The sequence below is a fragment of the Proteus terrae subsp. cibarius genome, from assembly GCF_011045835.1.
GTDB classification, from domain to species: domain Bacteria; phylum Pseudomonadota; class Gammaproteobacteria; order Enterobacterales; family Enterobacteriaceae; genus Proteus; species Proteus cibarius.
In genome coordinates, this window is record NZ_CP047349.1 from 2,240,191 (window position 1) to 2,263,891 (window position 23,701).

A 23,701-nucleotide genomic window follows, 5' to 3' on the forward strand; every position below is an offset into this window, starting at 1 on the left:
AACGAATTATGCTTTTCTAAGTTTTAAACACTTAAAATATCAAAAATCTTAGTTTTTAATATGACATAAAAATAAAACACAATAAAAAAAGGCGGAGATCATCCACCTTTTTTATTAATTTCAGCATATTGCTTTAGGTATTCTTAATCGATTACTTTTTGTTTGCTGTACCACTCACCGATTCAATGCTGTTATCCACTAATTCTGTTTCAGGGCGAACAATACTGACTAATTTAAAGATTAAGCTTAATACAATACCTACGATGGTCGCTAATGCCATGCCTTTTAATTCAGCAGCACCAATTTGAATGGAAGCCCCGCTCACACCGACAATCAGAATAATTGCAGTTAATATCAAGTTTTGTGGTTTGTTGTAATCCACTTTTGAATCTAACAAGACACGAATACCTGATGCACCAATAACACCGTAAAGTAGTAATGAAACCCCACCCATCACTGGAACAGGTACAGCAGCAATAGCAGCAGCAAGTTTACCGACACAAGATAATAAGATAGCGAGAATTGCCGCACCACCAATAACCCATGAGCTGTAAACTTTAGTGATAGCCATAACACCAATATTTTCACCGTAAGTAGTATTTGGTGTTGAGCCAAAGAAACCAGAAATAATGGTAGAGAAACCGTTTGCGAACATAGAACGATGTAAGCCTGGGTTTTTCATTAAATCGCGTTGCACAATATTGGCTGTAACAACAAGGTGTCCAACGTGCTCTGCAATAACGACTAATGCAGCAGGTAGGATAATAAAGATAGCACTCCATTCAAAACGTGGAGAATAGAATGTCGGCAGTGCAAACCAGTTAGCTTCTTTAATTGGCGTAATATCAACAGCCCCCAAGAAGAAAGAGAGTGCATAGCCTGCTAATACCCCAATAAGAATAGGAATAATAGCAAGGAAACCTCTAAACATCACAGAGCCTAAGATAGTAACACCTAAAGTCACCATAGAAATAAGCAGAGTTTGACTATCAACGGGTGCATCTGCACTTGGTAATAACCCTGCCATTCCTGCAGCGGTTCCTGCTAATTCAAGCCCGATGACGGCAACGATTGCGCCCATTGCCGCAGGCGGAAACATCACATTAATCCAACCTCGCCCTGCTATTTTTACAATACCTGCAACGATACAAAATAACACGCCACAGACGATGAATCCCCCGAGAGCTAATTCATACCCTAAAGGTAACAGTAAAAGTACCGGTGAGATAAACGCGAAACTTGAACCTAAATAAGCAGGAATGCGTCCTTTACAAATAAAGAGATAAAGCAGGGTTCCGATCCCGTTAAATAACAATATTGTTGCCGGATTAACTTTAAATAAAATTGGCACAAGTACGGTGGCGCCAAACATTGCAAACAGATGTTGAAGACTCAACGGAATTGTTTGTAATAATGGTGGGCGCTCTTCTACCCCGATTGCACGACGAGTCATGCTTACGACCTCTCTTTAATATGAATGTGAAATTGGTTTGTATTTTTAACTTTATACTCGCCTTACTTTAAGCCACCGCGTTGCTAACTGCGCTCACTCGAACGAGTCATCTAGCGGCACCTTAAAATATTTAGAGTATAGAACAAATAAGTGGTCCAAAAAAAAGCCGACTATCAAAGTCGGCTTAATTATTATTTTGTACCAAATATCTTATCACCAGCATCGCCAAGACCTGGAACGATGTACCCGTGCTCATTAAGATGACTATCAATAGATGCAGTATATAACTCCACATCTGGATGAGCTTCTTCTAATGCCTTAATACCTTCTGGAGCAGCAACCAGTACTAATACTTTAATTGAAGTACAGCCCGCATTTTTTAATAAATCAATTGTGGCAATCATAGAGCCGCCTGTTGCTAACATAGGGTCAACAACAAGAGCCATACGCTCTTCAATATTGGATGCTAATTTCTGGAAGTAAGGGACAGGTTTTAATGTTTCTTCATCGCGGTAAACGCCAACTACACTGATTCGGGCACTAGGAATATTTTCTAATACTCCATCCATCATCCCGATACCTGCACGGAGGATAGGAACTACTGTGATTTTTTTTCCTTTAATCTGTTCTATCTCTACCGCACCACACCAACCTTCTATTGTTACCGTCTCTGTTTCTAAATCGGCGGTAGCTTCATACGTCAGTAGACTGGAAACTTCTGAAGCCAGTTCACGAAAGCGTTTAGTGCTTATATCATGATCTCGCATCAGCCCCAATTTATGTTGAATGAGTGGGTGTTTTACCTCAACGATCTTCATAATTTCTCCTAATGTACGACGCAGCCTGACAAAAAAATCGCGAGATTATACCGCTTTTTTGCCAACATTCCATCGTTTTTCTATTGATATTGATCAAACGCACAGCTTTTAACCACACCAACATGAATAATTGTGACCTATAAAGAAGATCCTCGCAAACGTTTGCTTTGCCTGTTAGAATAGCGTCCGCACACATTTTTTCTTAACAGCAACTTGCCGTGAGGGCTCTACGTGACTAACAAATCCTCTCTCAGCTATAAAGATGCCGGTGTCGATATTGATGCAGGTAATGCTTTAGTCGATCGTATCAAAGGTGTAGTAAAAGAAACACGCCGTCCTGAAGTTATGGGGGGTTTAGGTGGTTTTGGCGCACTTTGTGCAATTCCCTCTAAATACCGCGAACCTATTTTAGTTTCAGGCACTGATGGCGTAGGAACCAAACTTCGCCTTGCGATGGATTTAAATCGCCATGATGACATCGGTATTGATTTAGTCGCAATGTGTGTCAACGATTTGATTGTTCAAGGTGCAGAACCTCTTTTCTTCCTTGACTACTATGCCACGGGAAAATTAGATGTCGATACCGCAGCACGCGTAGTAACAGGTATTGCAGAAGGTTGTAAACAATCTGGTTGTGCGCTAGTCGGTGGGGAAACTGCTGAAATGCCAGGAATGTACCACGGTAACGATTATGATATCGCAGGCTTTTGTGTCGGTGTGGTTGAAAAATCAGAAATTATCGATGGTAGCAAAGTTAAAGCTGGCGATGCACTAATCGCTTTAGCATCAAGTGGTCCTCATTCTAATGGCTATTCATTAGTCAGAAAAATTCTTGAAGTCAGCAATACGCAAGCTGAGAGCACACCATTAGGCGATAAATCATTAGCGGATCACCTATTAGCCCCTACTCGTATTTATGTGAAGTCACTACTTTCATTAATTGAAAGTGTGGACATCCACGCTGTCGCACATATTACTGGTGGCGGATTCTGGGAAAATATTCCTCGCGTATTACCTGAAAACACGCAAGCGCGTATAGAAAGTAAAAGTTGGGAATGGCCACTGGTTTTCAAATGGCTACAAGATGCCGGACAAGTCAGTACACATGAAATGTACCGCACCTTTAACTGCGGCGTTGGATTGTTAATTGCTGTTAACCCAAATGACGTTGAAAAAACCTTAGCACATCTAGCTGAGTGTGGTGAAAACGCATGGTTAATTGGTGAAATTGCACCACAAGCTGCTGGTGAAGCACAAGTTATTATTAACTAATGAAAGCATGTGAATGAAAAATATTGTCGTCCTTATCTCAGGAAACGGCAGCAACCTACAGGCGGTTATCGACGCCTGTAGGGCAAATAAAATCACAGGTAATGTGGTTGCTGTCTTAAGTAATAAAGCTGATGCATACGGTCTTGAACGAGCAAAACTGGCTAATATTCCAGCTTATTTTGTTGATCCTACTCTATATAATGACAGAGCGGATTACGATAAAGCGTTAATTGAAAAAATCGATACTTATCAGCCCGATATTGTAGTTCTAGCAGGTTTCATGCGTATTTTATCACCTGATTTTGTCACTCACTATCAGCATAAACTATTAAATATCCATCCTTCTTTACTTCCTAAATATCCCGGATTACACACTCATCGCCAAGTTTTAGCGAATAAAGACTCTTTTCATGGCGTTACTGTCCATTTTGTTACAGAAGAGCTTGATGGTGGTCCCATGATTATTCAGGCACGTATTCCTGTTTTGCCCGATGATACTGAACAATCATTACAAGCAAGAATACAAACTGAAGAGTATCGTATCTATCCATTAGCGATCAGTTGGCTAGCTGACGAGCGATTAAAAATGAAGAATAATCAAGCCTTTCTCGATGATATTGCGCTTTTCGACAACCTTGGTTAACTATTTCGTTTAAGATAAAAAGTCACATTGTGCTACACTGTAGCTCGCGTGACTTTTTTTGTGTCACCCTTTTCTCTTTTTATTCAATGCATTAACCGAGGTGCTTATGTCCGGTGGTAAGAAAGTTCCACCTATAAAATTACGTCCTCTCGAACGAGAAGATCTCTCTTTTGTCCATCAACTTGATAATAACGCCAGCGTTATGCGCTATTGGTTTGAAGAGCCTTATGAGGCTTTTATCGAGTTAAGCGACCTTTATGAAAAACATATTCACGACCAAAATGAACGCCGTTTTATTGCCGAAAGTGACGGCACTAAAATTGGGCTTGTCGAGTTAGTTGAAATTGATTATGTTCACCGTCGTGCTGAATTCCAAATCATCATCGCACCTGCACATCAAGGCCACGGCTATGCTGCACGAGCAGCAAAACTAGCAATGGATTATGCTTTTTCTGTACTTAATTTATACAAACTCTATTTGATCGTCGATAAAGAGAATGCTAAAGCGATTCATATTTATGAAAAGCTTGGCTTTAAAAAAGAAGGTGATTTAATAGATGAGTTTTTTGTTAACGGTGCCTACCGCTCTGCGATTAGAATGTGTACTTTCCAAGCGCCTTATTTTGAACAAAAAGCCAAAGAGGCGAAACCCGAAAATTTTGTTAAGCCGGGTGCAACCATTAAGCAACACGTCTGATTTATTCAGACATTAAGTTTTAACTTTAACCCTTGTTGGAGTTCAGATGTCCCAGGAACGACTCTATATTGATAAAGAGATCAGTTGGCTTGCGTTTAACGAACGTGTATTACAAGAAGCGGCTGATAAACGAAACCCGTTAATTGAAAGAGTCAGGTTTCTGGGGATCTATTCAAATAATCTTGATGAGTTCTACAAGGTTCGTTTTGCCGATGTAAAACGCCGTATTTTAATTAATGAAGAGCGTGGTTCACGCTCTGCATCAAGTCATGCTCGCCATCTTATAAAGAAAATTCAGTCAAAAGTGGCTAAAGCTGACCAAGAGTTTGACGCCTTATATAATGATTTGTTACTTGAAATGGCGCGAAATCAAATCTTTTTAATTAACGAACGTCAAATCTCACCGAATCAACAAATCTGGTTACGCCAATACTTCCGTCAAAATTTAAGAAAGCACATCACGCCTATTTTGATTAATCCTGAAACAGACTTAGTTGAGTTTCTTAAAGATGACTATACCTATTTAGCGGTTGAAATAGTGCAAGGGCAAATTATTCATTATGCCCTGCTAGAAATTCCATCAGATAAAGTACCTCGTTTTGTTATTCTGCCAACAGACCAAGGACGTAGTAAGAAAAAATCCATGATTTTATTGGATAATATTTTACGCTACTGTCTTGATGAGGTATTTAAAGGCTTTTTTGATTATGACTCATTAAGTGCTTATTCCATGAAAATGACGCGAGATGCCGAGTACGATCTTGCGACAGAAATGGAATCAAGCTTACTTGAAATGATGTCATCGACATTAAAACAGCGCCTTACCGCTGAGCCTGTCCGTTTTGTTTATCAACGGGATATGCCTGATGAAATGGTGGCTCTACTGCGTAGTAAATTAGGTTTATCAAATAATGACTCCGTAATAGCGGGCGGTCGTTATCATAATTTCAAAGATTTTATTAACTTCCCAAATGAAGGGAGTAAATTTCTTTTAAATAAAGTGATCCCGCGCTTACGCCATGTTTGGTTTGACAATTTCCGTAATGGCTTTGATGCGATACGTGAGCGAGATGTCTTGCTCTATTATCCTTATCATACCTTTGAGCATGTGCTGGAATTGTTGCGCCAAGCCTCTTTTGACCCAAGTGTTATCTCAATAAAAATCAACATTTACCGTGTTGCTAAAGATTCTCGGATCATTGATTCGATGATCCACGCTGCGCATAACGGTAAACGAGTCACAGTTGTCGTTGAGTTACAAGCACGTTTTGATGAAGCTGCAAATATCCACTGGGCCAAACGTCTGACAGAAGCGGGTGTACACGTTATTTTCTCAGCCCCAGGCCTGAAAATTCACGCGAAATTATTTATCATTTCACGTTTAGAAAATGGTGAAATTATTCGCTATGCTCATATCGGTACCGGGAACTTTAACGAAAAAACAGCGCGTCTTTATACTGACTATTCACTATTAACGGCGAATACCGAAATTACTAATGAAGTGCGTCGCGTCTTTAGTTTTATTGAAAACCCTTATCGCCCAGTGACTTTTGAACACTTAATGGTTTCACCACAAAACTCGCGTATTCTGTTAAATCAATTAATCACGAACGAAATTCACAGTGCCCAAGCCGGACATCCCGCGGGGATCACATTAAAAGTGAATAACTTAGTTGATGAAGAGCTCGTTAATCGCCTTTATGACGCGTCAGAAGCTGGCGTAAAAGTACGATTATTAGTACGCGGAATGTGTTCTTTAGTCCCTAATCAACCGGGATTTAGTGAGAATATTCAGGTAACCAGCATTGTTGACCGCTTTTTAGAACACGATCGTGTTTATGTATTTACGAATAAAGGAGATGAAAAAATCTTTCTCTCTTCTGCGGATTGGATGACGCGAAATCTTGATTATCGTATTGAAGTTGCAGTGGCTTTGCTTGATCCTCAACTTAAACAGCGCGTTCTTGATATTCTGGATATTCAATTTAATGACACCGTAAAAGCACGCTATATCGATAAAGATTTAACAAATAGCTATGTTCCTCGTGGAAATAAACGTAAGATCCGTTCCCAGCTTGCTGTCTATGAGTACATTAAATTGTTAGAACAACCAGATCCACGAGCGTAATTCTATGCCTTTATCACAAGATGACTCTTCACCACGTCCTTTAGAAATTGCGGCTATTGACCTCGGTTCTAATAGTTTTCATATGATTATTGCGCGGGTGGTTAATGGCGCATTACAAGTATTAAGCCGTTTAAAACAGCGAGTTTATCTTGCTGATGGTCTTGATGATGATAACGAATTAAGCGAAGAAGCTATGTTACGTGGGCTTTCAGCCCTTTCTCTTTTTGCTGAAAGGTTACAGGGCTTTCCTGCGGAAAATGTCACCGTCGTGGGAACGCATACTTTGCGTGTCGCCACTAATGCAAAAGTCTTTCTTCAACGTGCCAAAGAAGTTATTCCTTATCCTATCGAAATTATTTCAGGACACGAAGAAGCCCGACTTATTTTCATGGGTGTTGAACACACTCAATCTGAAAAAGGCCGAAAGCTCGTTATTGATATCGGTGGTGGCTCAACAGAATTGGTTATTGGTGAAAATTTTGAACCAATCTTAATCGAGAGCCAACGCATGGGTTGTGTCAGTTTTAGCCGTCAATTTTTCCCAGAACAGAAAATCAGCGAATCCGCTTTTCGTAAAGCTCGAGAAAAAGCAGCGCGTAAAATGGAAAAAATTGCATGGCAATACAAAATGACTGGCTGGGATGTGGCTTTAGGGGCTTCAGGAACAATTAAAGCGGCTCATGAGATCTTAGTTGAGTTTGGTGAAAAAGACGGTGTTATCACACCAGAACGCCTACTTATGCTCACTAAACAAGTCTTACGATTTAAAAAATTTAAAGATATCGCCCTTCCGGGATTATCCGATGAACGTAAACATGTTTTTGTACCGGGTTTAGCGATTTTATGCGGCATCTTTGATTCTTTAGGATTAAAAGCCCTACAGCTATCTGATGGTGCATTACGTGAAGGTGTGCTTTATGAAATGGAAGGCAGATTTCGCCATCAAGATATTCGCCAACGCACAGCAAAAAGCCTTGCAGAGCACTATAATATCGATAGAGAGCAAGCAAAACGTGTTCTTGAAACAATGCAATCTCTCTACGCTCAGTGGGCACAGCAAAATCCTAAATTGGTTCGTCCTGATTTAGAAGCCATTTTAATCTGGGCTGTCATGTTACATGAAGTAGGATTAAGCATTAATTTAAGTGGTTTACATCGCCATTCTGCCTATATTCTTTCAAATACTGATTTACCCGGGTTTAATCAAGAGCAACAGCTGTTATTAACAACCCTAGTTCGATATCACCGAAAAGGGATCAAGCTAGATGAGTTGCCAAAATTTAATCTTTATAAAAAGAAACAGTATTTTCCACTCGTACAAATACTAAGATTAGCAACTTTACTTAATAATCAGCGACAATCGACGACAAAACCCGCATCTTTGCGTTTAGTTACAGATGAAAATCATTGGACGCTTTATTTTCCTAAAAAATATCTTTCTGATAACACATTGATGGAATTGGATTTAGAAAAAGAACAAGAGCATTGGCAATCAGTTCCGGGTTGGAAACTAGATATAAAAGAGGAATATGCTTAACAATATGATATTATGCAGAAAAAGACGCTAGTCAATGCGTCTTTTGTTGCATCTATCATATAACAATCATCACATAACAACATAGGTTTGATTTGTGACCATAATATGAACATCACCAACGCTATATTGTTCAAGATTCATATTTTTTATACGAAGAAGACCGATAATCATCCTAAAATGGAATAATTAGTGTCAATGGTTATCTCCCTCGTAAGAATTAAAAAGGAATAACATGTCTCAAACAGCTATCAACAATGATACTGCGGCTGCCATCAATCCGTATTCACAAAAAGTGGCACACCTGCGTCAGCAAATTTTGAGCATCTTTCTCGAAGATGAGCATTTTGTTGAAACCGTTTTAGGTGAAGCAAGTGAAAATGATAGGCTGAGCCACCATGAACTTCATGAAAAAATCACCACTGTTAGAGAATTACTACAAGATCTACACGCGGCAGATATTGCAGATATTCTTGAAGCCCTTCCCTATGACGAACGTCTAGCCCTGTGGCACTTGGTTGATAATAATGAACGTGGTGCTGTTTTAGTCGAAGCTTCTGTCGCCGTTTGGGACAGCTTAATTAAAGATATGACTGATCGTGAATTATTACGATCGGTCGCCACATTACATGTGGATGAGCAAGCATATATCGCAGAGCACTTACCTCGCGATACAATGCGTCGCCTTCTTACCTATTTAGAACCAAGCCTGCGTAATAGAATAAGAGAAGTTCTTCAATATCCAAAAGACAGTGTCGGTCAGATGATGGATTTTGAGTTCGTCACTGTGCGAGGCAATGTCACGTTAAAAACGGTACAACGCTATCTACGCCAACGAGGCTCTATTCCTGAAGCAACGGATAAAATTTTCGTTATTGATAATAAAAACCATCTGTTGGGCGAGCTTCCATTAACCACCGTTTTAACTCAATCTCCTGATAAGCTTGTCTCAGATGTAATGAAAACAGACACTGTTAGCTTTATGCCTGAAGAGAAAGGTGAAGATGCAGCAGGCGCGTTCGAACGTTATGACTTAATTTCAGCAGCTGTTGTCGATACTAATGGTCTTCTAATGGGGCGATTAACCGTTGAAGATATCGTTGATAACATGCATGAAGAGAGTGATACCAATATTCGTCGTATGGGTGGTTTGAGCCCAGAAGAAGACGTCTTTGCACCCGTCGGACAAGCTGTTAAAACGCGTTGGACTTGGCTCGCTATCAACTTATGTACGGCTTTCGTTGCCTCTCGTGTTATCGGTGTCTTTGAAGATACCATTTCCCAATTAGTTGCTCTTGCCACATTGATGCCGATTGTTGCGGGTATTGGGGGAAATACAGGTAATCAGACTATCACAATGATTGTTCGCGCATTAGCGCTACACCAAATTCAAACCGGAAGCTTTTCCTTCTTAATTTTAAGAGAGCTTGGCGTTGCCCTTATTAACGGCGTTGTTTGGGGAGGAATAATGGGAATTGTCACCTTCCTCCTCTATGGTGACCTTGCTATGGGCGCGGTAATGACAATGGCGATGGTATTAAACCTCTTAATGGCTGCCATGATGGGTGTATTGATCCCGATGATCATGATTAAATTAGGTAAAGATCCAGCCATTGGTTCAAGCGTTATGATAACCGCAATTACAGATACAGGTGGTTTCTTTATCTTCTTAGGTTTAGCAACTATCTTCTTAGTCTAAGAAAAGCCTCAATAACACTAACGCCACTGCTAATAAAATACAGTGGCGTTTTTTATATCGATAAATAATTAAGCTGTTGTTGAGAGGTAATAATAGACAAGCAATAATGCGATAATCGATGAAGTAATAAAAGTCTTTTTAACAGAGGTACTTAGTAAATAGCTGTCATTTTGATTGGTGTTATTAAGCATGGTTTTTAATACTAAACCACCACCTAATGCGACGATAGAAAGTGATACAAACAGAACAATTGCAGCTAAGAGAACAGCACTCATTGAGATAGAGACCATAAATCCTCCGACATATCAATTGACTTCTTGATGTAATTATAACCAAGAATAGTTTTTTTGATGCCTCTTTTTGTTTTTATTTTTTAATCTAACAACAAAACAAAGAAAAACCACATCATGCATAAAAATACAAAAATAAAGTTAGTATTGTAAATTTTATTGAATTTAAATTTCAACAAATAACAGAATAATAAAACTCAATGCCAATAATTTTCAATTTAACATACAGTAGAATATTCTAATAATTCATTTTCTATCAGATCATATCTTTCATTATTAATACTGTTAGCTTTCTTAATTATCTAATAATAACTTTATTTCTGGAAAATAATAAATTAACGTATCTCTTAATTTATTATTTTTATGGCTGTTAAAATTAGAATAAATATATTCAGCATTAAACATTTTTTATTTAAAAATACAGAATTCTTACTTATTTGTAAGCCACATAATAATTTTACTTTATATTGATAAACATTGAAATGTTGATATTTGAATCCCCCAAATAGCAGAATTAAAAACAAAGACAACAAAGAACCTTAATTAAATAGTGTATCATGTTGTTTTAATTTCATCTATTTACATTATTAAGAGCTTCCTGTTATAACTTAAACCATCATCACAACATTATTCTTTCTCGCATAAATAGCCTTTAAATAACCTTTTGCTGTTATTTATTATCACCCTATTTTATTCGCTAATTTAAAAAGAATTTAATTGTGAACTTATTACTTATTATTTTTATCACGATGATTATTATAGGTTGTTATTATGACATCACAATCACACTCCACTCAGCCGTTGAGTCAACCTACGGCAAGGCCATTGAACCGCAGCGACTATAAAACGTTGGGTTTATCCTCACTAGGGGGAACTTTGGAGTTCTATGATTTCGTGATCTTCGTGTTCTTTACGAAAACATTGAGCCACTTGTTCTTTCCTGGTGATAACGCCTTTATTGCACAAATGCAGACATTAGGTATTTTTGCAGCCGGTTATCTTGCTCGTCCTTTGGGTGGCATTATTATGGCACACTACGGAGATATTATTGGCCGTAAACGTATGTTTACCCTAAGTATCTTCTTAATGGCAGTACCAACATTAGTTATTGGTTTATTACCAACTTATGCCAGTATTGGTGTTGCTGCACCATTATTGTTGTTATTAATGCGTATTATGCAAGGTGCGGCTATTGGTGGTGAAATGCCAGGTGCTTGGGTATTTATCGCAGAGCACACACCAAAACAACGTTATGGCTTAGGCGTAGGAACGTTAACCTCTGGTATTACAGGTGGCATTTTATTAGGTTCCATCGTGGCGATTATCGTTCAACGTAGCTATACCGGCCAAGAAGTTAATGATTTTGCATGGCGTATTCCCTTTATTTTAGGGGGCATATTTGGCTTAATTTCTGTTTACTTACGTCGTTTTTTACAAGAAACCCCTATCTTTAAAGAGATGGCGGCAAAAAAAGCGTTAGCACAAGAAATGCCTGTGGTTTCTGTCATTAAAAATCACAAACAAGCATGCTTAATTACAGCTGCGTTAACATGGTCTTTATCAACAGCTATCGTTGTCACCATTTTAATGACACCCGGCGTGATTGTTGAAGGGATCTATAAAATTGATAGAACAACGTCATTAGAAGCAAACTGTGTTGCAACATTAACTTTAACCTTAGGTTGCATATTCTGGGGTTGGATTGGTGACAAATTAGGAACACGCGCATCAATGACATTATCATGGGGTGGTTTGATTGTTACCGCGTTCCATTTCTATGGCAGTTTAGATCCAGCAATGTCAGGTTTTCAGCTAGCATTTAATTATGGTTTGATGGGCTTTTTTGTAGGCGCGATTGCAACTACACCTATTGTTAGCACAAGAGCATTTCCACCATCAATTCGTTTTTCTGGTTTGTCTTTTGCTTACAATATGGCTTATGCCTTATTCGGTGGATTAACACCGATGTTGACAGGAATATGGTTAGAAAAAACTGCAATGGCGGGTGCCTATTATGTCGCTGCCGTATCATTATTAGCTATTGCAGTCGCTTTCTTACCTTTAGCGTATAAAGGCTGGGCTGCAGCAAAACCCACAACAAGAGAGAAAGATGTTGCATTGCAGATTGATAAAGTAATTAGTTAAACCTTTATCAATATAAGTATCCCTTTATAAAATACCGCCCTTAATAAAGGCGGTATTTTTTTGAATTGAATTTTATGGCAAGGAATACAAAAAAGGATACCTTATGGCATCCTTTGTTCTTCTTAAAATTTTGTTTTTTTAATGACAAAAATTACTGTGTCATTTTACTCAGCATAGGTGCTGTGAGTAGCATTAGAACTGCGATAACACCTGTTACAATACCGATTTGTAAGAAAACACTGCTGTAAATTTCTAATGAAGCATGAGCGCTTTGCACATCTTCAGGTACTGCCATTAAACTCGCAACTTTACCGGCAATAATTGCTGCGGCTGCCGAAGTTAAGAACCATGCGCCCATGATAAAGCCCATTAAACGCTGTGGTACAAGTTGAGCAACCATCGCAAGACCAAGTCCTGAAATCATTAGCTCACCAATACTTTGGAAACCATAACTTGCGACTAACCACCATGAAGACACAATACCCGCTTCATTTGCCATGCTTGCACCTAGCGGTAACACTAAGAATGCAGTCGCACTTAAGAACATCCCTACGGTAAACTTATATGGCATTGGCAATTTATCACCCATAAAGTTATACACAGCCGCTAACAGTGGGCTTGCTAACATGATCCAGAATGGATTAAGTGATTGGAATTGTTCTGGTTCAACACTGAAACCTAATAGAGAGTGTTCTACGTTATGGATTGCGAAGAAGTTTAAAGACGTTGGCATTTGATCGTAAAGAACAAAGAAAACCACGGCTTCAACCATCAATAAGAATGCAACAATCATCTTGCGACGTGCAGCACCTTTCATCATAAAAGTTTCACGCGCAAAAATCAGGATGATACCTAATGAGATGATGGCTAAAGACCAACTTGCTACTTCATTATTGTGTAACAGCCAAGTCGATAATGCAGTAAGTGCAACAATACCCACCAGTGTTAATAATAATTTTGAATAATTAAGCGGTTCAAAGTCAGGTCTAGAACCTTTATCTTTGATCCAACCACGGCAAACCATAAAGTTTGCTAAGGTGATCAGCATACCTACAACGCTTAATGCAAACGCAACATCCCAACCGTAATTAGCCGCTAACCACGGTGTTGCTAACATAGATAAAAATGAACCCACGTTGATAGACATATAGTACATAGTAAATGCACCGTCTAATTGCGGATCGTCTTTCTCATAGCATGTTGCTAATAATGAAGATGGGTTAGCTTTAAATAAACCATTACCTACTGCAATCGTTGCAAGTCCCCAATAAATCACATCTTTATTGTGATCAGAGAATGCCACCATCGCATAACCAATTGCCAGTACGATTGCCCCAAGAATAATTACCCTTTTAGTACCAAGGATTTTATCCCCAAGCCATCCACCAATAGCAACAAAGCCATAAACTAATGCGGTAAATGCAGCAAAAACAGTGATAGCTTCTGCCTCACCCATGCCCAGCATTTTAACCAAGTAAACGGCCATGATCCCTTGCAGACCGTAATAGCCGAAACGTTCCCATAATTCGATTGAGAAGATGAGATAAAACGCACGAGGCTGTTTAAACGCATTCAGGCTCGGTTTTTGTCCATCGTCAGGTGTGTTTGCAGTTGACACTAAAAACCTCTAATTATTCTATTACGCCTTTATATTTAGGCTAATTTTTTACAAAAATTTCTTTATTCGAGACAGAGTTAAAGCTCGATGAATTTCATACTGGATTGTTATTCTTTGAAAAGAGTTCAACGCAGAGAAAAACAAGGTTGGCATTCTATCACTGGAAAGCATAATTATCTAAGAATTATAACTAACTATTGCGTTTTATCATAGTTACAGGCATTTGTACAAAATAGTTATGCGATTAAAAAAACAGCAAACAAAATAACCTACTGATAATCAATAAATTATTTTCTACTTAATTATCCCTATATAAACAATTAAGCTACGCTACTGCTTACCATATTTTGCCAAATTACCTGCTATTGAATAACAACGATAAAATAATACCAGTAGCAATTTGTTTTAATTGATTAAAATAACACCAACAAAACACATTCCTTGACTTAATTTCCATATTTCCTCCATTTTTAACTGTGGAGAAACAGGTAGAATGTCACCATTCCAAATTTTCATTTCAGTATTTCTGATTAGCTAGTTGCCAGTGGGATCACAAAAGTAATGAATAAAAACAAAAATGTTAAAAAAAGAATTTCTCTCATTATCGCTTTAGTCGTCGTAATCGCAGGGGGTTACGCCTATTGGCAATTTAATGCAGCAAAAACAGCGTCACCTGAAAATAAAGCGGCTCAAGCAACAAGCTCACAAAATCGAGGTACGTCTGGATCTCGTCGCCCACCGTTACCACCCGTTCAAGTTGCAACATCAACACAAGAAGATGTGCCGCAATTTTTATCGGCTTTAGGTACGGTAAAGGCCACAAATAGCGTAACTGTTACTAGCCGTGTTGAAGGCCAATTAATGGCATTACATTTCACGGAAGGACAACATGTTCAGAAAGGTGATTTATTAGCTGAAATTGACTCTCGCCCATTTGAAGTTCAATTAGCTCAAGCTAAAGGACAACTTGCAAAAGATCAGGCTACATTAGCTAATGCGCGTCTTGATTTAGCGCGTTATCAGAAATTAGCAAAAACCAATCTAGTCTCACAACAAGAGCTAGATAATCAGCAAGCTTTAGTAAAACAGTCTGAAGCGAGTATTCGTATTGATGAGGCCTCTATCAGTAATGCACAACTGCAACTCACTTACAGCAAAATCACAGCACCTATTTCAGGTCAAGTGGGTTTAAAACAAGTTGATGTTGGTAATTATATTTCTGGTGGCTCATCTACACCTATCGTCGTTATCAATCAAATGGATCCTGTTGATGTACTTTTTACATTGCCAGAACAAGATCTCGCGAAGGTTATTCAAGCACGTAAAAATAATGCAGATTTACCTGTCACCGCATTAGATAGAAATAATCAATTTGAGTTAGCTAAAGGAAAATTATTTAGTGTTGATAACCAAATTGATGCAACTACTGGCACTATAAAGTTAAAAGCGCGCTTCCCTCAGCAAGAGACAACTCTGTTTCCTAACCAATTTGTCAATGTCCGTCTTTATGTCACTACATTAGAAAAAGCGGTTGTTATTCCTAATGCAGCACTACAAATGGGTAATGAAGGTCACTTTGTTTGGGTTGTGGATAGCGAAAATAAAGTGAGTAAATTACGTGTTGAAGTTGCCTTACAAAATGCGGAAAAAGTCGTGATAGCCTCCGGTTTATCAGCAGAACAACGCGTTGTCACTGATGGAGTTGATAGATTAACACAGGGTGCGAAGGTCGATATCGTGACGCCAACAGTGCCAAAAGCTAAAGAAAATAACCGTGTTGTTACGGAGAAAGCGTAATGACCGAAAAAACACATGGTACAGGTGGGGGACCATCTCGCTTATTTATTCTGCGCCCTGTTGCAACAACCCTTTTTATGGTCGCTATTCTCTTAGCCGGGATTATCGGCTATCGTATGCTACCTGTCTCTGCATTACCTGAAGTTGATTATCCAACTATTCAGGTCGTTACTCTTTATCCCGGAGCAAGCCCTGATGTAATGACATCGGCAGTTACAGCTCCATTAGAGCGTCAATTTGGACAGATGTCTGGATTAAAACAGATGTCATCACAAAGCTCAGGTGGTGCATCGGTGATCACACTGATGTTCCAATTAACATTACCATTAGATGTTGCAGAGCAAGAAGTACAAGCTGCGATAAATGCGGCAACTAATCTGCTCCCCTCAGATTTACCCTATCCGCCAATTTACAGCAAAGTAAATCCAGCAGATCCGCCTATTTTAACCTTAGCGGTAACTAGCTCAACTTTACCGATGACACAGTTGCAAGATATGGTTGAAACCCGTATCTCGCAAAAAATTTCACAAGTTAATGGCGTAGGTTTAGTGGCGTTAGCTGGTGGTCAGCGCCCTGCTGTTAGAGTCAAACTCAATGCACAAGCCGCAGCATCTTACGGTTTAGATAGCGAAAAAATTCGTGTAGCAATCAATAATGCGAACGTTAACTCAGCGAAAGGTAGTCTTGATGGCCCTACTCGCTCTGTGACGTTATCCGCTAATGATCAGATGAAATCATTAGAAGATTACCGCCAGTTAATCGTTACTTATAAAAATGGCGCACCAATTCGCCTATCTGATATTGCAACTATTGAACAAGCACCTGAAAACAATCAGCTAGGTGCATGGGCGAATAATGAGCAGGCGATTATTATTAATGTTCAACGTCAACCCGGCGTTAACGTTATTGATACTACTGATAATATTCGTAATTTATTACCTGATTTAGTCTCTAATTTACCAAAGTCCGTTAGTGTTGAGATCTTAACAGACAGAACCACAACCATCCGCGCTTCAGTTAAAGATGTGCAGTTTGAACTTGGCTTAGCTATCGCTCTTGTGGTGATGGTGATTTATCTCTTTTTACGTAATGGTGTCGCAACCTTAATCCCAAGTATTGCCGTACCACTTTCATTAGTGGGTACGTTTGCCGTGATGTATTTTTGTGGATTCTCTGTCAACAACCTCACCTTAATGGCATTAACCATTGCCACGGGCTTTGTTGTCGATGACGCCATTGTTGTCATTGAAAATATCTCCCGTTATCTCGAACGTGGCGATAAACCGCTAACTGCAGCCCTAAAAGGCGCTGGCGAGATTGGTTTTACCATTATTTCGCTTACCTTCTCTCTGATTGCCGTACTGATCCCACTGTTATTTATGGGAGATATTGTTGGTCGCTTATTTAGAGAATTTGCAATCACCCTTGCTGTCGCCATTCTAATTTCTGCAGTGGTTTCACTCACATTAACACCAATGATGTGTGCTCGATTGCTAAAACCTGAAAATGAAATCAAGCACAACCGTTTTGAAATGGCGTGCGAACGTTTCTTTGAAAAAATGATCGCAGTATATGCCGTTTGGTTAAAACGTGTTTTAAACCATCAATGGATAACCCTCGGCGTAGCACTGAGCACATTAGTGCTGACTGTATTGCTCTATATGTTTATTCCTAAAGGATTCTTCCCATTACAAGATAACGGGCTATTGCAAGGAACCATTGAAACTTCACAATCCATTTCTTATCAAGCAATGGTAGAAAAACAACAACAGGTCGTTGATAAATTAATTGATGATCCTGCTATCGATAATATTGCTAGTTTTGTAGGAATTGATGGAAGCAACGCAACTTTAAACACGGGTCGTTTGCAAATTACATTAAAACCTCTTGATCAACGGGATTCCCGTATTGATGTGATTATTCCTCGTTTACAAGAACGTATTGCTTCGATTTCAGGAATGACTCTCTATCTGCAACCCACTCAAGATTTAACGATTGATACGCAAGTTTCCCGTACTCAGTATCAATTTACGCTACAAGCAACATCATTAGATGAATTAGCTTATTGGGTGCCAAAACTTTCTCAAACACTAAAAGATAGCCCTGAATTAACGGATATCAGCAGTGATTGGCAAGATAACGGCATGATGGCATATATTAAAGTGGATAGAGACTCAGCAAGCCGTTTAGGCATTTCAATGAGTGAAATTGATAACGCGCTTTATAATGCTTTTGGTCAGCGTTTAATTTCAACTATCTACACTCAAGCCAATCAGTATCGCGTGGTATTAGAACAAGATATTCGTAATGGTGATGGATTACAGGCACTTTCAGCCGTGCATTTAACGGGTAAAGATGGTGCGATGGTACCTTTATTATCTATTGCATCCGTCGAACAACGCTTAGCGCCACTTTCTATTAATCATCAAGAGCAATTTCCTTCAGCGACCTTCTCATTTAATGTCGCTGAACAATCTTCTCTTGAAGAAGCGGTGAAAGCAGTGAAATTGGCTGAAGAGCAAATTTCTATGCCGAGAGATATCACCACTCAATTTCAAGGTGCGACATTGGCGTTTGAAAGTGCGCTTTCAAGTACTTTGTGGCTGATTATCGCGGCAATCGTCGCAATGTATATTGTATTAGGTGTGCTATATGAGAGCTTTATTCACCCTATTACCATTTTATCTACATTGCCAACAGCGGGTGTCGGCGCATTATTAGCTTTAATAGCAGCAGGTAATGAGCTGGATATTATTGCGATTATTGGGATCATCTTGCTTATCGGGATCGTAAAGAAAAATGCGATCATGATGATAGACTTTGCCCTTGCAGCCGAACGAGAGCAAGGTTTAACGCCTTACGAAGCGATTTATCAAGCGTGTTTATTGCGTTTCCGCCCAATTTTAATGACCACAATGGCCGCCCTTTTAGGTGCTCTACCTTTAATGTTAAGTACGGGTGTAGGGGCAGAATTACGCCAACCATTAGGGGTTTGTATGGTCGGTGGTTTAATAATGAGCCAGATCTTAACTCTGTTTACGACACCCGTGATTTATCTGTTATTTGATAAATTATCGCTCTACATCAACCGTAATAAACACGTCGAGAATAATAACGGGGCTGTATCATGAAGTTCTTCGCCCTCTTTATTCAACGACCCGTAGCAACCACGTTGCTCAGTTTGGCGATTTCGCTATGTGGTGCATTAGGGTTTATGTTGCTCCCTGTTGCTCCATTGCCTCAAGTGGATTATCCGGTTATTAATATTTACGCCTCCTTACCTGGGGCGTCACCAGAAACGATGGCGTCATCTGTGGCAACACCGCTTGAGCGCTCTCTAGGACGAATTGCGGGTATTGATGAAATGACATCAAGCAGTTCGCTTGGCAGTACCAGCATTACGCTGGTGTTCGATTTAAACAAAGATATCAATACCGCAGCTCGTGATGTACAGGCCGCATTAAATGCCTCACAAAGCTTGTTGCCTTCAGGTATGCCAAGCCGTCCGCGTTATTATAAATCGAATCCTTCTGATGCTCCGATTATGATCTTAACGCTCACCTCTGACACACAAAATACAGGGGAGCTTTACGATCTCGCTTCAACACGGTTAGCACAAAAAATCTCACAAATTGAAGGTGTCAGTGAAGTTTCGGTTGGTGGCGGTTCATTACCCGCAATACGCGTCGCCCTCAATCCTGATGCGTTATTTAACCAAAATATTAGTCTCGATGATGTTAGAAAAGCAATTAATCAAGCCAATGTGCGACGACCTCAAGGCTTTGTAAATAATGACGAAGGGCGTTGGCAGATCCAAACTAACGATGAGCTCAGTAAAGCGGCTGAATATCGCCCAGTGATCGTGCATTATAATCAAGATGCGGTTGTACGTTTAAGTGATGTAGCCGAAGTTACCGATTCTGTACAAAACTCACGAGCAGCCGGAATGAGTGGTGGAGAGCCTGCAATCTTGCTGGTTATTCGTCGTGAGGCGGGTGCCAATATCATTGAAACTGTAAATCGTATTCGTGATGAGCTTCCAGAATTACGTGAGCTTATTCCCGCAAGCGTTGACTTAAAAGTCGCACAAGATAGAACACCGACTATTCGCGCATCATTAGCAGAAGTTGAACGTGCGTTAGCCATTGCTGTAGCACTGGTTATTTTAGTTGTGTTCTTATTTTTACGCTCCGGTCGCGCTACGCTGATCCCTGCTGTTGCTGTACCTGTTTCATTAATTGGCACTTTTTCAGCCATGTATCTTTGTGGCTTTAGTTTAAACAACCTTTCATTGATGGCATTAACCGTGGCGACAGGCTTTGTGGTTGATGATGCCATTGTGGTGCTTGAAAATATTTCTCGCCATATTGAGAATGGGTTAAAACCTAAAGAAGCCGCCTTAAAAGGGGTTGGTGAAGTCGGTTTTACTGTCCTTTCAATGAGTATTTCTCTTGTTGCCGTTTTTATTCCATTACTGTTAATGGATGGTCTTGTTGGGCGATTATTTAAAGAATTTGCCATCACTTTAACAACGGCTATTGCTATCTCGCTATTTGTTTCTTTAACGCTAACACCCATGATGTGTGCACATTTACTCAAAGGAATGAAACCCAAAGCACAATCGCATTTACGCGGTTTTGGTAAGTTACTTTTTCGTGCTCAGCAAGGTTACAGTGTCACATTGCAAGCAGCCTTGCGTCATCGACGTTGGGTTATGGCTATTTTTCTCGCTACTCTGGGCTTAAATGCTTATTTATACATCAGTGCACCAAAAACATTTTTTCCCGATCAAGATACGGGGCGTTTAATGGGATTTGTGCGTGCAGACCAAAGTATTTCTTTCCAATCTATGAAAGAAAAAATGACTCGTTTTATGCAGGAAATTAATGCCGATAAAGACGTTGATAGCGTGACGGGTTTTACGGGTGGCGGACGTATTAACAGCGGATTTATGTTTATTTCCCTCAATCCGCTGTCAGAGCGTACCGATAGCGCAAATCAAGTGATTAACCGCCTACGGACAAAATTAGCTAATGAACCGGGCGCCAACCTCTTTTTAATGCCAGTGCAAGATGTTAGAGCTGGTGGACGCCAAGCGAATGCCAGTTATCAATTTACATTATTAGCAGATGACTTAAGTGAGTTGCGTAAATGGGAACCGATTGTCCGTAAAGCATTAGGTGAACTGCCTCAGCTTGTCGATGTTAACTCTGATAAAGAAGATAAAGGCGCCGAAATGGCACTGACTTACGATCGCGATACTATGTCGCAATTAGGTATTAATGTCAGTGATGCCAATAATCTGCTAAACAATGCTTTTGGTCAACGTCAGATCTCTACTATTTATGCGCCATTAAATCAGTATAAAGTCGTAATGGAAGTCTCTGAACAATATACACAAGATGTCTCTGCGTTAGATAAAATGTATGTGGTCAATAATCAAGGTGAGCGCATTCCATTATCCGCATTTGCAAGTTGGTATCCGGCAAATGCGCCATTAAGTGTTAATCACCAAGGATTATCTGCTTCTTCCACTATTGCCTTTAATATTCCTGAAGGCTATACACTAGCGGATGCCATTAATGCTATTGAACGCACAATGACAGAGTTAGGTGTGCCCAATACCGTCAGAGGCACCTTTGCAGGTACGGCACAGATTTTCCAAGAAACCATTAAATCACAGCTTATTCTTATCCTAGCGGCGATTGTAACGGTCTATTTAGTATTAGGTGTGCTGTATGAAAGCTATATTCATCCACTAACTATTTTATCTACCCTACCTTCTGCGGGTGTGGGTGCCTTATTAGCATTACAGCTTTTTAATACGCCTTTTAGCCTAATTGCTCTTATTGGCATTATGTTGCTGATTGGTATTGTGAAGAAAAACGCCATTATTATGGTGGATTTTGCAATTACTGCGCAGCGTGAAGGCAAATTATCGGCTAAAGAGGCCATTATTCAGGCTAGTCTACTGCGTTTTCGCCCTATTATTATGACAACGCTTGCTGCATTATTTGGCGCATTGCCATTGATGTTAGGTAGTGGCGATGGAGCAGAACTAAGACAACCGTTAGGGATAACAATTGTAGGGGGTTTATTAATGAGCCAATTACTAACCCTTTATACAACCCCTGTTATTTATCTATTTTTTGATGGATTGCGTGAACGTTGGCAACAACGACGTATCAGCAAAAAAGAGGCAAATGCATGAAATTGAGAAGCAAGCTGTTCTTAGTGGTTTTCGCTACTTGTATGGTGGTTGTTCTCGCCATGCATATCGGTATTCGTGGTAGCTTCCAACAAGGATTCATTGGTTATATCAAGAAAAACAGTGAACAGCGTGCAACTCTTTTAGCTGAAGCCTTAACGGAACAATATGCTTTAACGGGAGATTGGCGATTCCTCAATAGAGATGATCGTTCTCTTTATCAAATATTACGAAGTATTGACCAAATAAGCCAAAGTAGCGAAGGCCCGCCTCCCAGAGGTTGGCGAACACAATTTTGGATTGTTGATAAAGATATGAAGCGCCTATTTGGACATGACAATCAATTTCCCGCAGAGACATTTAAAAAACCCATTACTTTTCACGATGAAATTGTTGGGTGGGTGATTGTCAGTGCGGCAGATAAAATCAGTAATGAAGCTGATATTAGTTTTGATAAACAGCAACTGCTTACCAGTTGGATAATTGCAGGTTTAACGGTTCTTTTTGCTTTATTTATCACGCTTATTCTTTCTCGTAATATGATACGCCCTGTTAAACGCCTCGTTGAGGCGACACATAAATTAGCAGCTGGTGACTTTTCTGTGCGAGTAACGCCCACAAGTAAAGATGAAATCAGTCAACTCGCTACCGACTTTAATCAACTTGCCAGCACACTAGAAAAGAATGAGCAAATTCGTCGTGATTATATGGCTGATATCTCACATGAATTGCGAACTCCTCTTGCTATTTTAAAAGGTGAACTTGAAGCGCTACAAGATGGTGTCAGAAAACCCACAACAGAGACGCTGAACTCTCTTTTATTTGAAGTCACAAACCTGACAAAACTGGTTAATGACCTCCACCAGCTTTCATTATCAGACAGAGGCTCTTTAACTTATCGTAAAGATTTTATTGATATTAATGAGGTTATTTTGCTGGCTGTGGCTTCTTATCGTCACACATATCAAACTAAAAATATTACTCTACTCACCGAGTTAGATGATTTATCGCCACTCATTGTACAAGCCGATCCTGATAGGTTGATCCAGCTTTTCCATAATCTGCTAGAGAATAGCATGCGCTATACTTATTCGGGTGGCCAATTACATATCAGCACCCAAAAAGGGCAAAACCATGTTCTTATTTCATTAGAAGATAGTGCTCCGGGGCTTGATAGTGCGCAATACGAAGTTGTTTTCCAACGTTTTTATCGTGCAGAAAACTCACGAAATCGTGCAAGTGGCGGTTCAGGTTTAGGTCTTGCGATTTGCGAAAATATCGTTGAAGCTCATAATGGTAAAATAAGTGCCATGCCTTCTTCTTTAGGTGGTATGAAAATTCTTATAGAATTACCTGCATATTCTGATGATCTTTAAGCCTATAACCATTGAGCCAATAA

15 protein-coding genes are annotated in these 23,701 nt (G+C 39.6%); 11 read left to right on the forward strand and 4 right to left on the reverse strand.

Annotated features, from left to right (window positions below; genetic code table 11):
- Nucleotides 1-151 precede the first annotated feature (151 nt).
- Both uraA and upp read right to left on the reverse strand, forming a co-directional pair.
- A complete protein-coding gene (uraA, locus tag GTH25_RS10485; protein ID WP_075671898.1) occupies nucleotides 152-1,453 on the reverse strand; it encodes a uracil permease in 1,302 nt (433 codons plus the stop codon).
- 191 nt (nucleotides 1,454-1,644) lie between these two features.
- Complete coding sequence (upp, locus tag GTH25_RS10490; protein ID WP_075671900.1) at nucleotides 1,645-2,271, reverse strand: uracil phosphoribosyltransferase; 627 nt, start codon at nucleotides 2,269-2,271, stop codon at nucleotides 1,645-1,647.
- Nucleotides 2,272-2,502: 231 nt separating this feature from the next.
- Here upp and purM point away from each other — a divergent pair, with 231 nt between their 5' ends.
- The 6 genes from purM to mgtE all read left to right on the forward strand — a co-directional run bounded on the left by purM (nucleotide 2,503) and on the right by mgtE (nucleotide 10,244).
- A complete protein-coding gene (gene purM, locus GTH25_RS10495; protein WP_075671902.1) occupies nucleotides 2,503-3,543 on the forward strand; it encodes a phosphoribosylformylglycinamidine cyclo-ligase in 1,041 nt (346 codons plus the stop codon).
- A gap of 13 nt (nucleotides 3,544-3,556) precedes the next feature.
- Complete coding sequence (gene purN, locus GTH25_RS10500) at nucleotides 3,557-4,186, forward strand: phosphoribosylglycinamide formyltransferase (protein ID WP_075671904.1); 630 nt, start codon at nucleotides 3,557-3,559, stop codon at nucleotides 4,184-4,186.
- Between the two features lie 106 nt (nucleotides 4,187-4,292).
- Complete coding sequence (speG, locus tag GTH25_RS10505) at nucleotides 4,293-4,883, forward strand: spermidine N1-acetyltransferase (RefSeq protein WP_075671906.1); 591 nt, start codon at nucleotides 4,293-4,295, stop codon at nucleotides 4,881-4,883.
- A gap of 46 nt (nucleotides 4,884-4,929) precedes the next feature.
- A complete protein-coding gene (ppk1, locus tag GTH25_RS10510) occupies nucleotides 4,930-7,011 on the forward strand; it encodes a polyphosphate kinase 1 (RefSeq protein ID WP_075671908.1) in 2,082 nt (693 codons plus the stop codon).
- 4 nt (nucleotides 7,012-7,015) lie between these two features.
- Nucleotides 7,016-8,548, forward strand: coding sequence for an exopolyphosphatase (gene ppx / locus GTH25_RS10515; protein WP_075671910.1), 1,533 nt, complete (start codon nucleotides 7,016-7,018; stop codon nucleotides 8,546-8,548).
- Nucleotides 8,549-8,780: 232 nt separating this feature from the next.
- The gene (gene mgtE, locus GTH25_RS10520; RefSeq protein ID WP_075671912.1) at nucleotides 8,781-10,244 is read left to right on the forward strand and encodes a magnesium transporter; all 1,464 of its coding nucleotides are present in this window, start codon (nucleotides 8,781-8,783) and stop codon (nucleotides 10,242-10,244) included.
- A 68-nt stretch (nucleotides 10,245-10,312) separates the two neighbouring features.
- On the opposite strand, the gene GTH25_RS10525 is transcribed toward mgtE, so the two are convergent.
- Nucleotides 10,313-10,534 (reverse strand): hypothetical protein, encoded by a 222-nt coding sequence (locus GTH25_RS10525; RefSeq protein WP_075671914.1) that lies wholly within the window; start codon nucleotides 10,532-10,534, stop codon nucleotides 10,313-10,315.
- 771 nt (nucleotides 10,535-11,305) lie between these two features.
- Here GTH25_RS10525 and GTH25_RS10530 point away from each other — a divergent pair.
- The gene (locus tag GTH25_RS10530) at nucleotides 11,306-12,679 is read left to right on the forward strand and encodes an MFS transporter (protein WP_075671916.1); all 1,374 of its coding nucleotides are present in this window, start codon (nucleotides 11,306-11,308) and stop codon (nucleotides 12,677-12,679) included.
- Between the two features lie 151 nt (nucleotides 12,680-12,830).
- On the opposite strand, the gene dtpA is transcribed toward GTH25_RS10530, so the two are convergent.
- Nucleotides 12,831-14,297: a dipeptide/tripeptide permease DtpA gene (gene dtpA, locus GTH25_RS10535; RefSeq protein WP_075671918.1), complete on the reverse strand. Its 1,467-nt coding sequence runs from the start codon at nucleotides 14,295-14,297 to the stop codon at nucleotides 12,831-12,833.
- A 561-nt stretch (nucleotides 14,298-14,858) separates the two neighbouring features.
- On the opposite strand from dtpA, the gene GTH25_RS10540 reads away from it, so the two are divergent.
- The 4 genes from GTH25_RS10540 to baeS are packed head-to-tail and all read left to right on the forward strand — an operon-like array spanning nucleotide 14,859 to nucleotide 23,678.
- A complete protein-coding gene (locus tag GTH25_RS10540; protein ID WP_164530551.1) occupies nucleotides 14,859-16,094 on the forward strand; it encodes an MdtA/MuxA family multidrug efflux RND transporter periplasmic adaptor subunit in 1,236 nt (411 codons plus the stop codon).
- Complete coding sequence (locus GTH25_RS10545) at nucleotides 16,094-19,225, forward strand: MdtB/MuxB family multidrug efflux RND transporter permease subunit (protein ID WP_164530552.1); 3,132 nt, start codon at nucleotides 16,094-16,096, stop codon at nucleotides 19,223-19,225. Before GTH25_RS10540 ends, GTH25_RS10545 begins: the two co-directional genes overlap by 1 nt.
- The gene (mdtC, locus tag GTH25_RS10550; protein WP_075671924.1) at nucleotides 19,222-22,305 is read left to right on the forward strand and encodes a multidrug efflux RND transporter permease subunit MdtC; all 3,084 of its coding nucleotides are present in this window, start codon (nucleotides 19,222-19,224) and stop codon (nucleotides 22,303-22,305) included. Before GTH25_RS10545 ends, mdtC begins: the two co-directional genes overlap by 4 nt.
- Nucleotides 22,302-23,678, forward strand: coding sequence for an envelope stress sensor histidine kinase BaeS (gene baeS / locus GTH25_RS10555; RefSeq protein WP_099660597.1), 1,377 nt, complete (start codon nucleotides 22,302-22,304; stop codon nucleotides 23,676-23,678). Before mdtC ends, baeS begins: the two co-directional genes overlap by 4 nt.
- The last annotated feature ends 23 nt before the right edge of the window (nucleotides 23,679-23,701 follow it).

Coding starts and splice junctions, on each gene's coding strand:
- mdtC (WP_075671924.1), top strand. CDS start 19,222: ATGAAGTTCTTCGCCCTCTTTATTCAACGACCCGTAGCAACCACGTTG.
- baeS (WP_099660597.1), top strand. CDS start 22,302: ATGAAATTGAGAAGCAAGCTGTTCTTAGTGGTTTTCGCTACTTGTATG.
- GTH25_RS10545 (WP_164530552.1), top strand. CDS start 16,094: ATGACCGAAAAAACACATGGTACAGGTGGGGGACCATCTCGCTTATTT.
- ppx (WP_075671910.1), top strand. CDS start 7,016: ATGCCTTTATCACAAGATGACTCTTCACCACGTCCTTTAGAAATTGCG.
- mgtE (WP_075671912.1), top strand. CDS start 8,781: ATGTCTCAAACAGCTATCAACAATGATACTGCGGCTGCCATCAATCCG.
- GTH25_RS10525 (WP_075671914.1), bottom strand. CDS start 10,534: ATGGTCTCTATCTCAATGAGTGCTGTTCTCTTAGCTGCAATTGTTCTG.
- purN (WP_075671904.1), top strand. CDS start 3,557: ATGAAAAATATTGTCGTCCTTATCTCAGGAAACGGCAGCAACCTACAG.
- ppk1 (WP_075671908.1), top strand. CDS start 4,930: ATGTCCCAGGAACGACTCTATATTGATAAAGAGATCAGTTGGCTTGCG.
- uraA (WP_075671898.1), bottom strand. CDS start 1,453: ATGACTCGTCGTGCAATCGGGGTAGAAGAGCGCCCACCATTATTACAA.
- GTH25_RS10530 (WP_075671916.1), top strand. CDS start 11,306: ATGACATCACAATCACACTCCACTCAGCCGTTGAGTCAACCTACGGCA.
- GTH25_RS10540 (WP_164530551.1), top strand. CDS start 14,859: ATGAATAAAAACAAAAATGTTAAAAAAAGAATTTCTCTCATTATCGCT.
- speG (WP_075671906.1), top strand. CDS start 4,293: ATGTCCGGTGGTAAGAAAGTTCCACCTATAAAATTACGTCCTCTCGAA.
- upp (WP_075671900.1), bottom strand. CDS start 2,271: ATGAAGATCGTTGAGGTAAAACACCCACTCATTCAACATAAATTGGGG.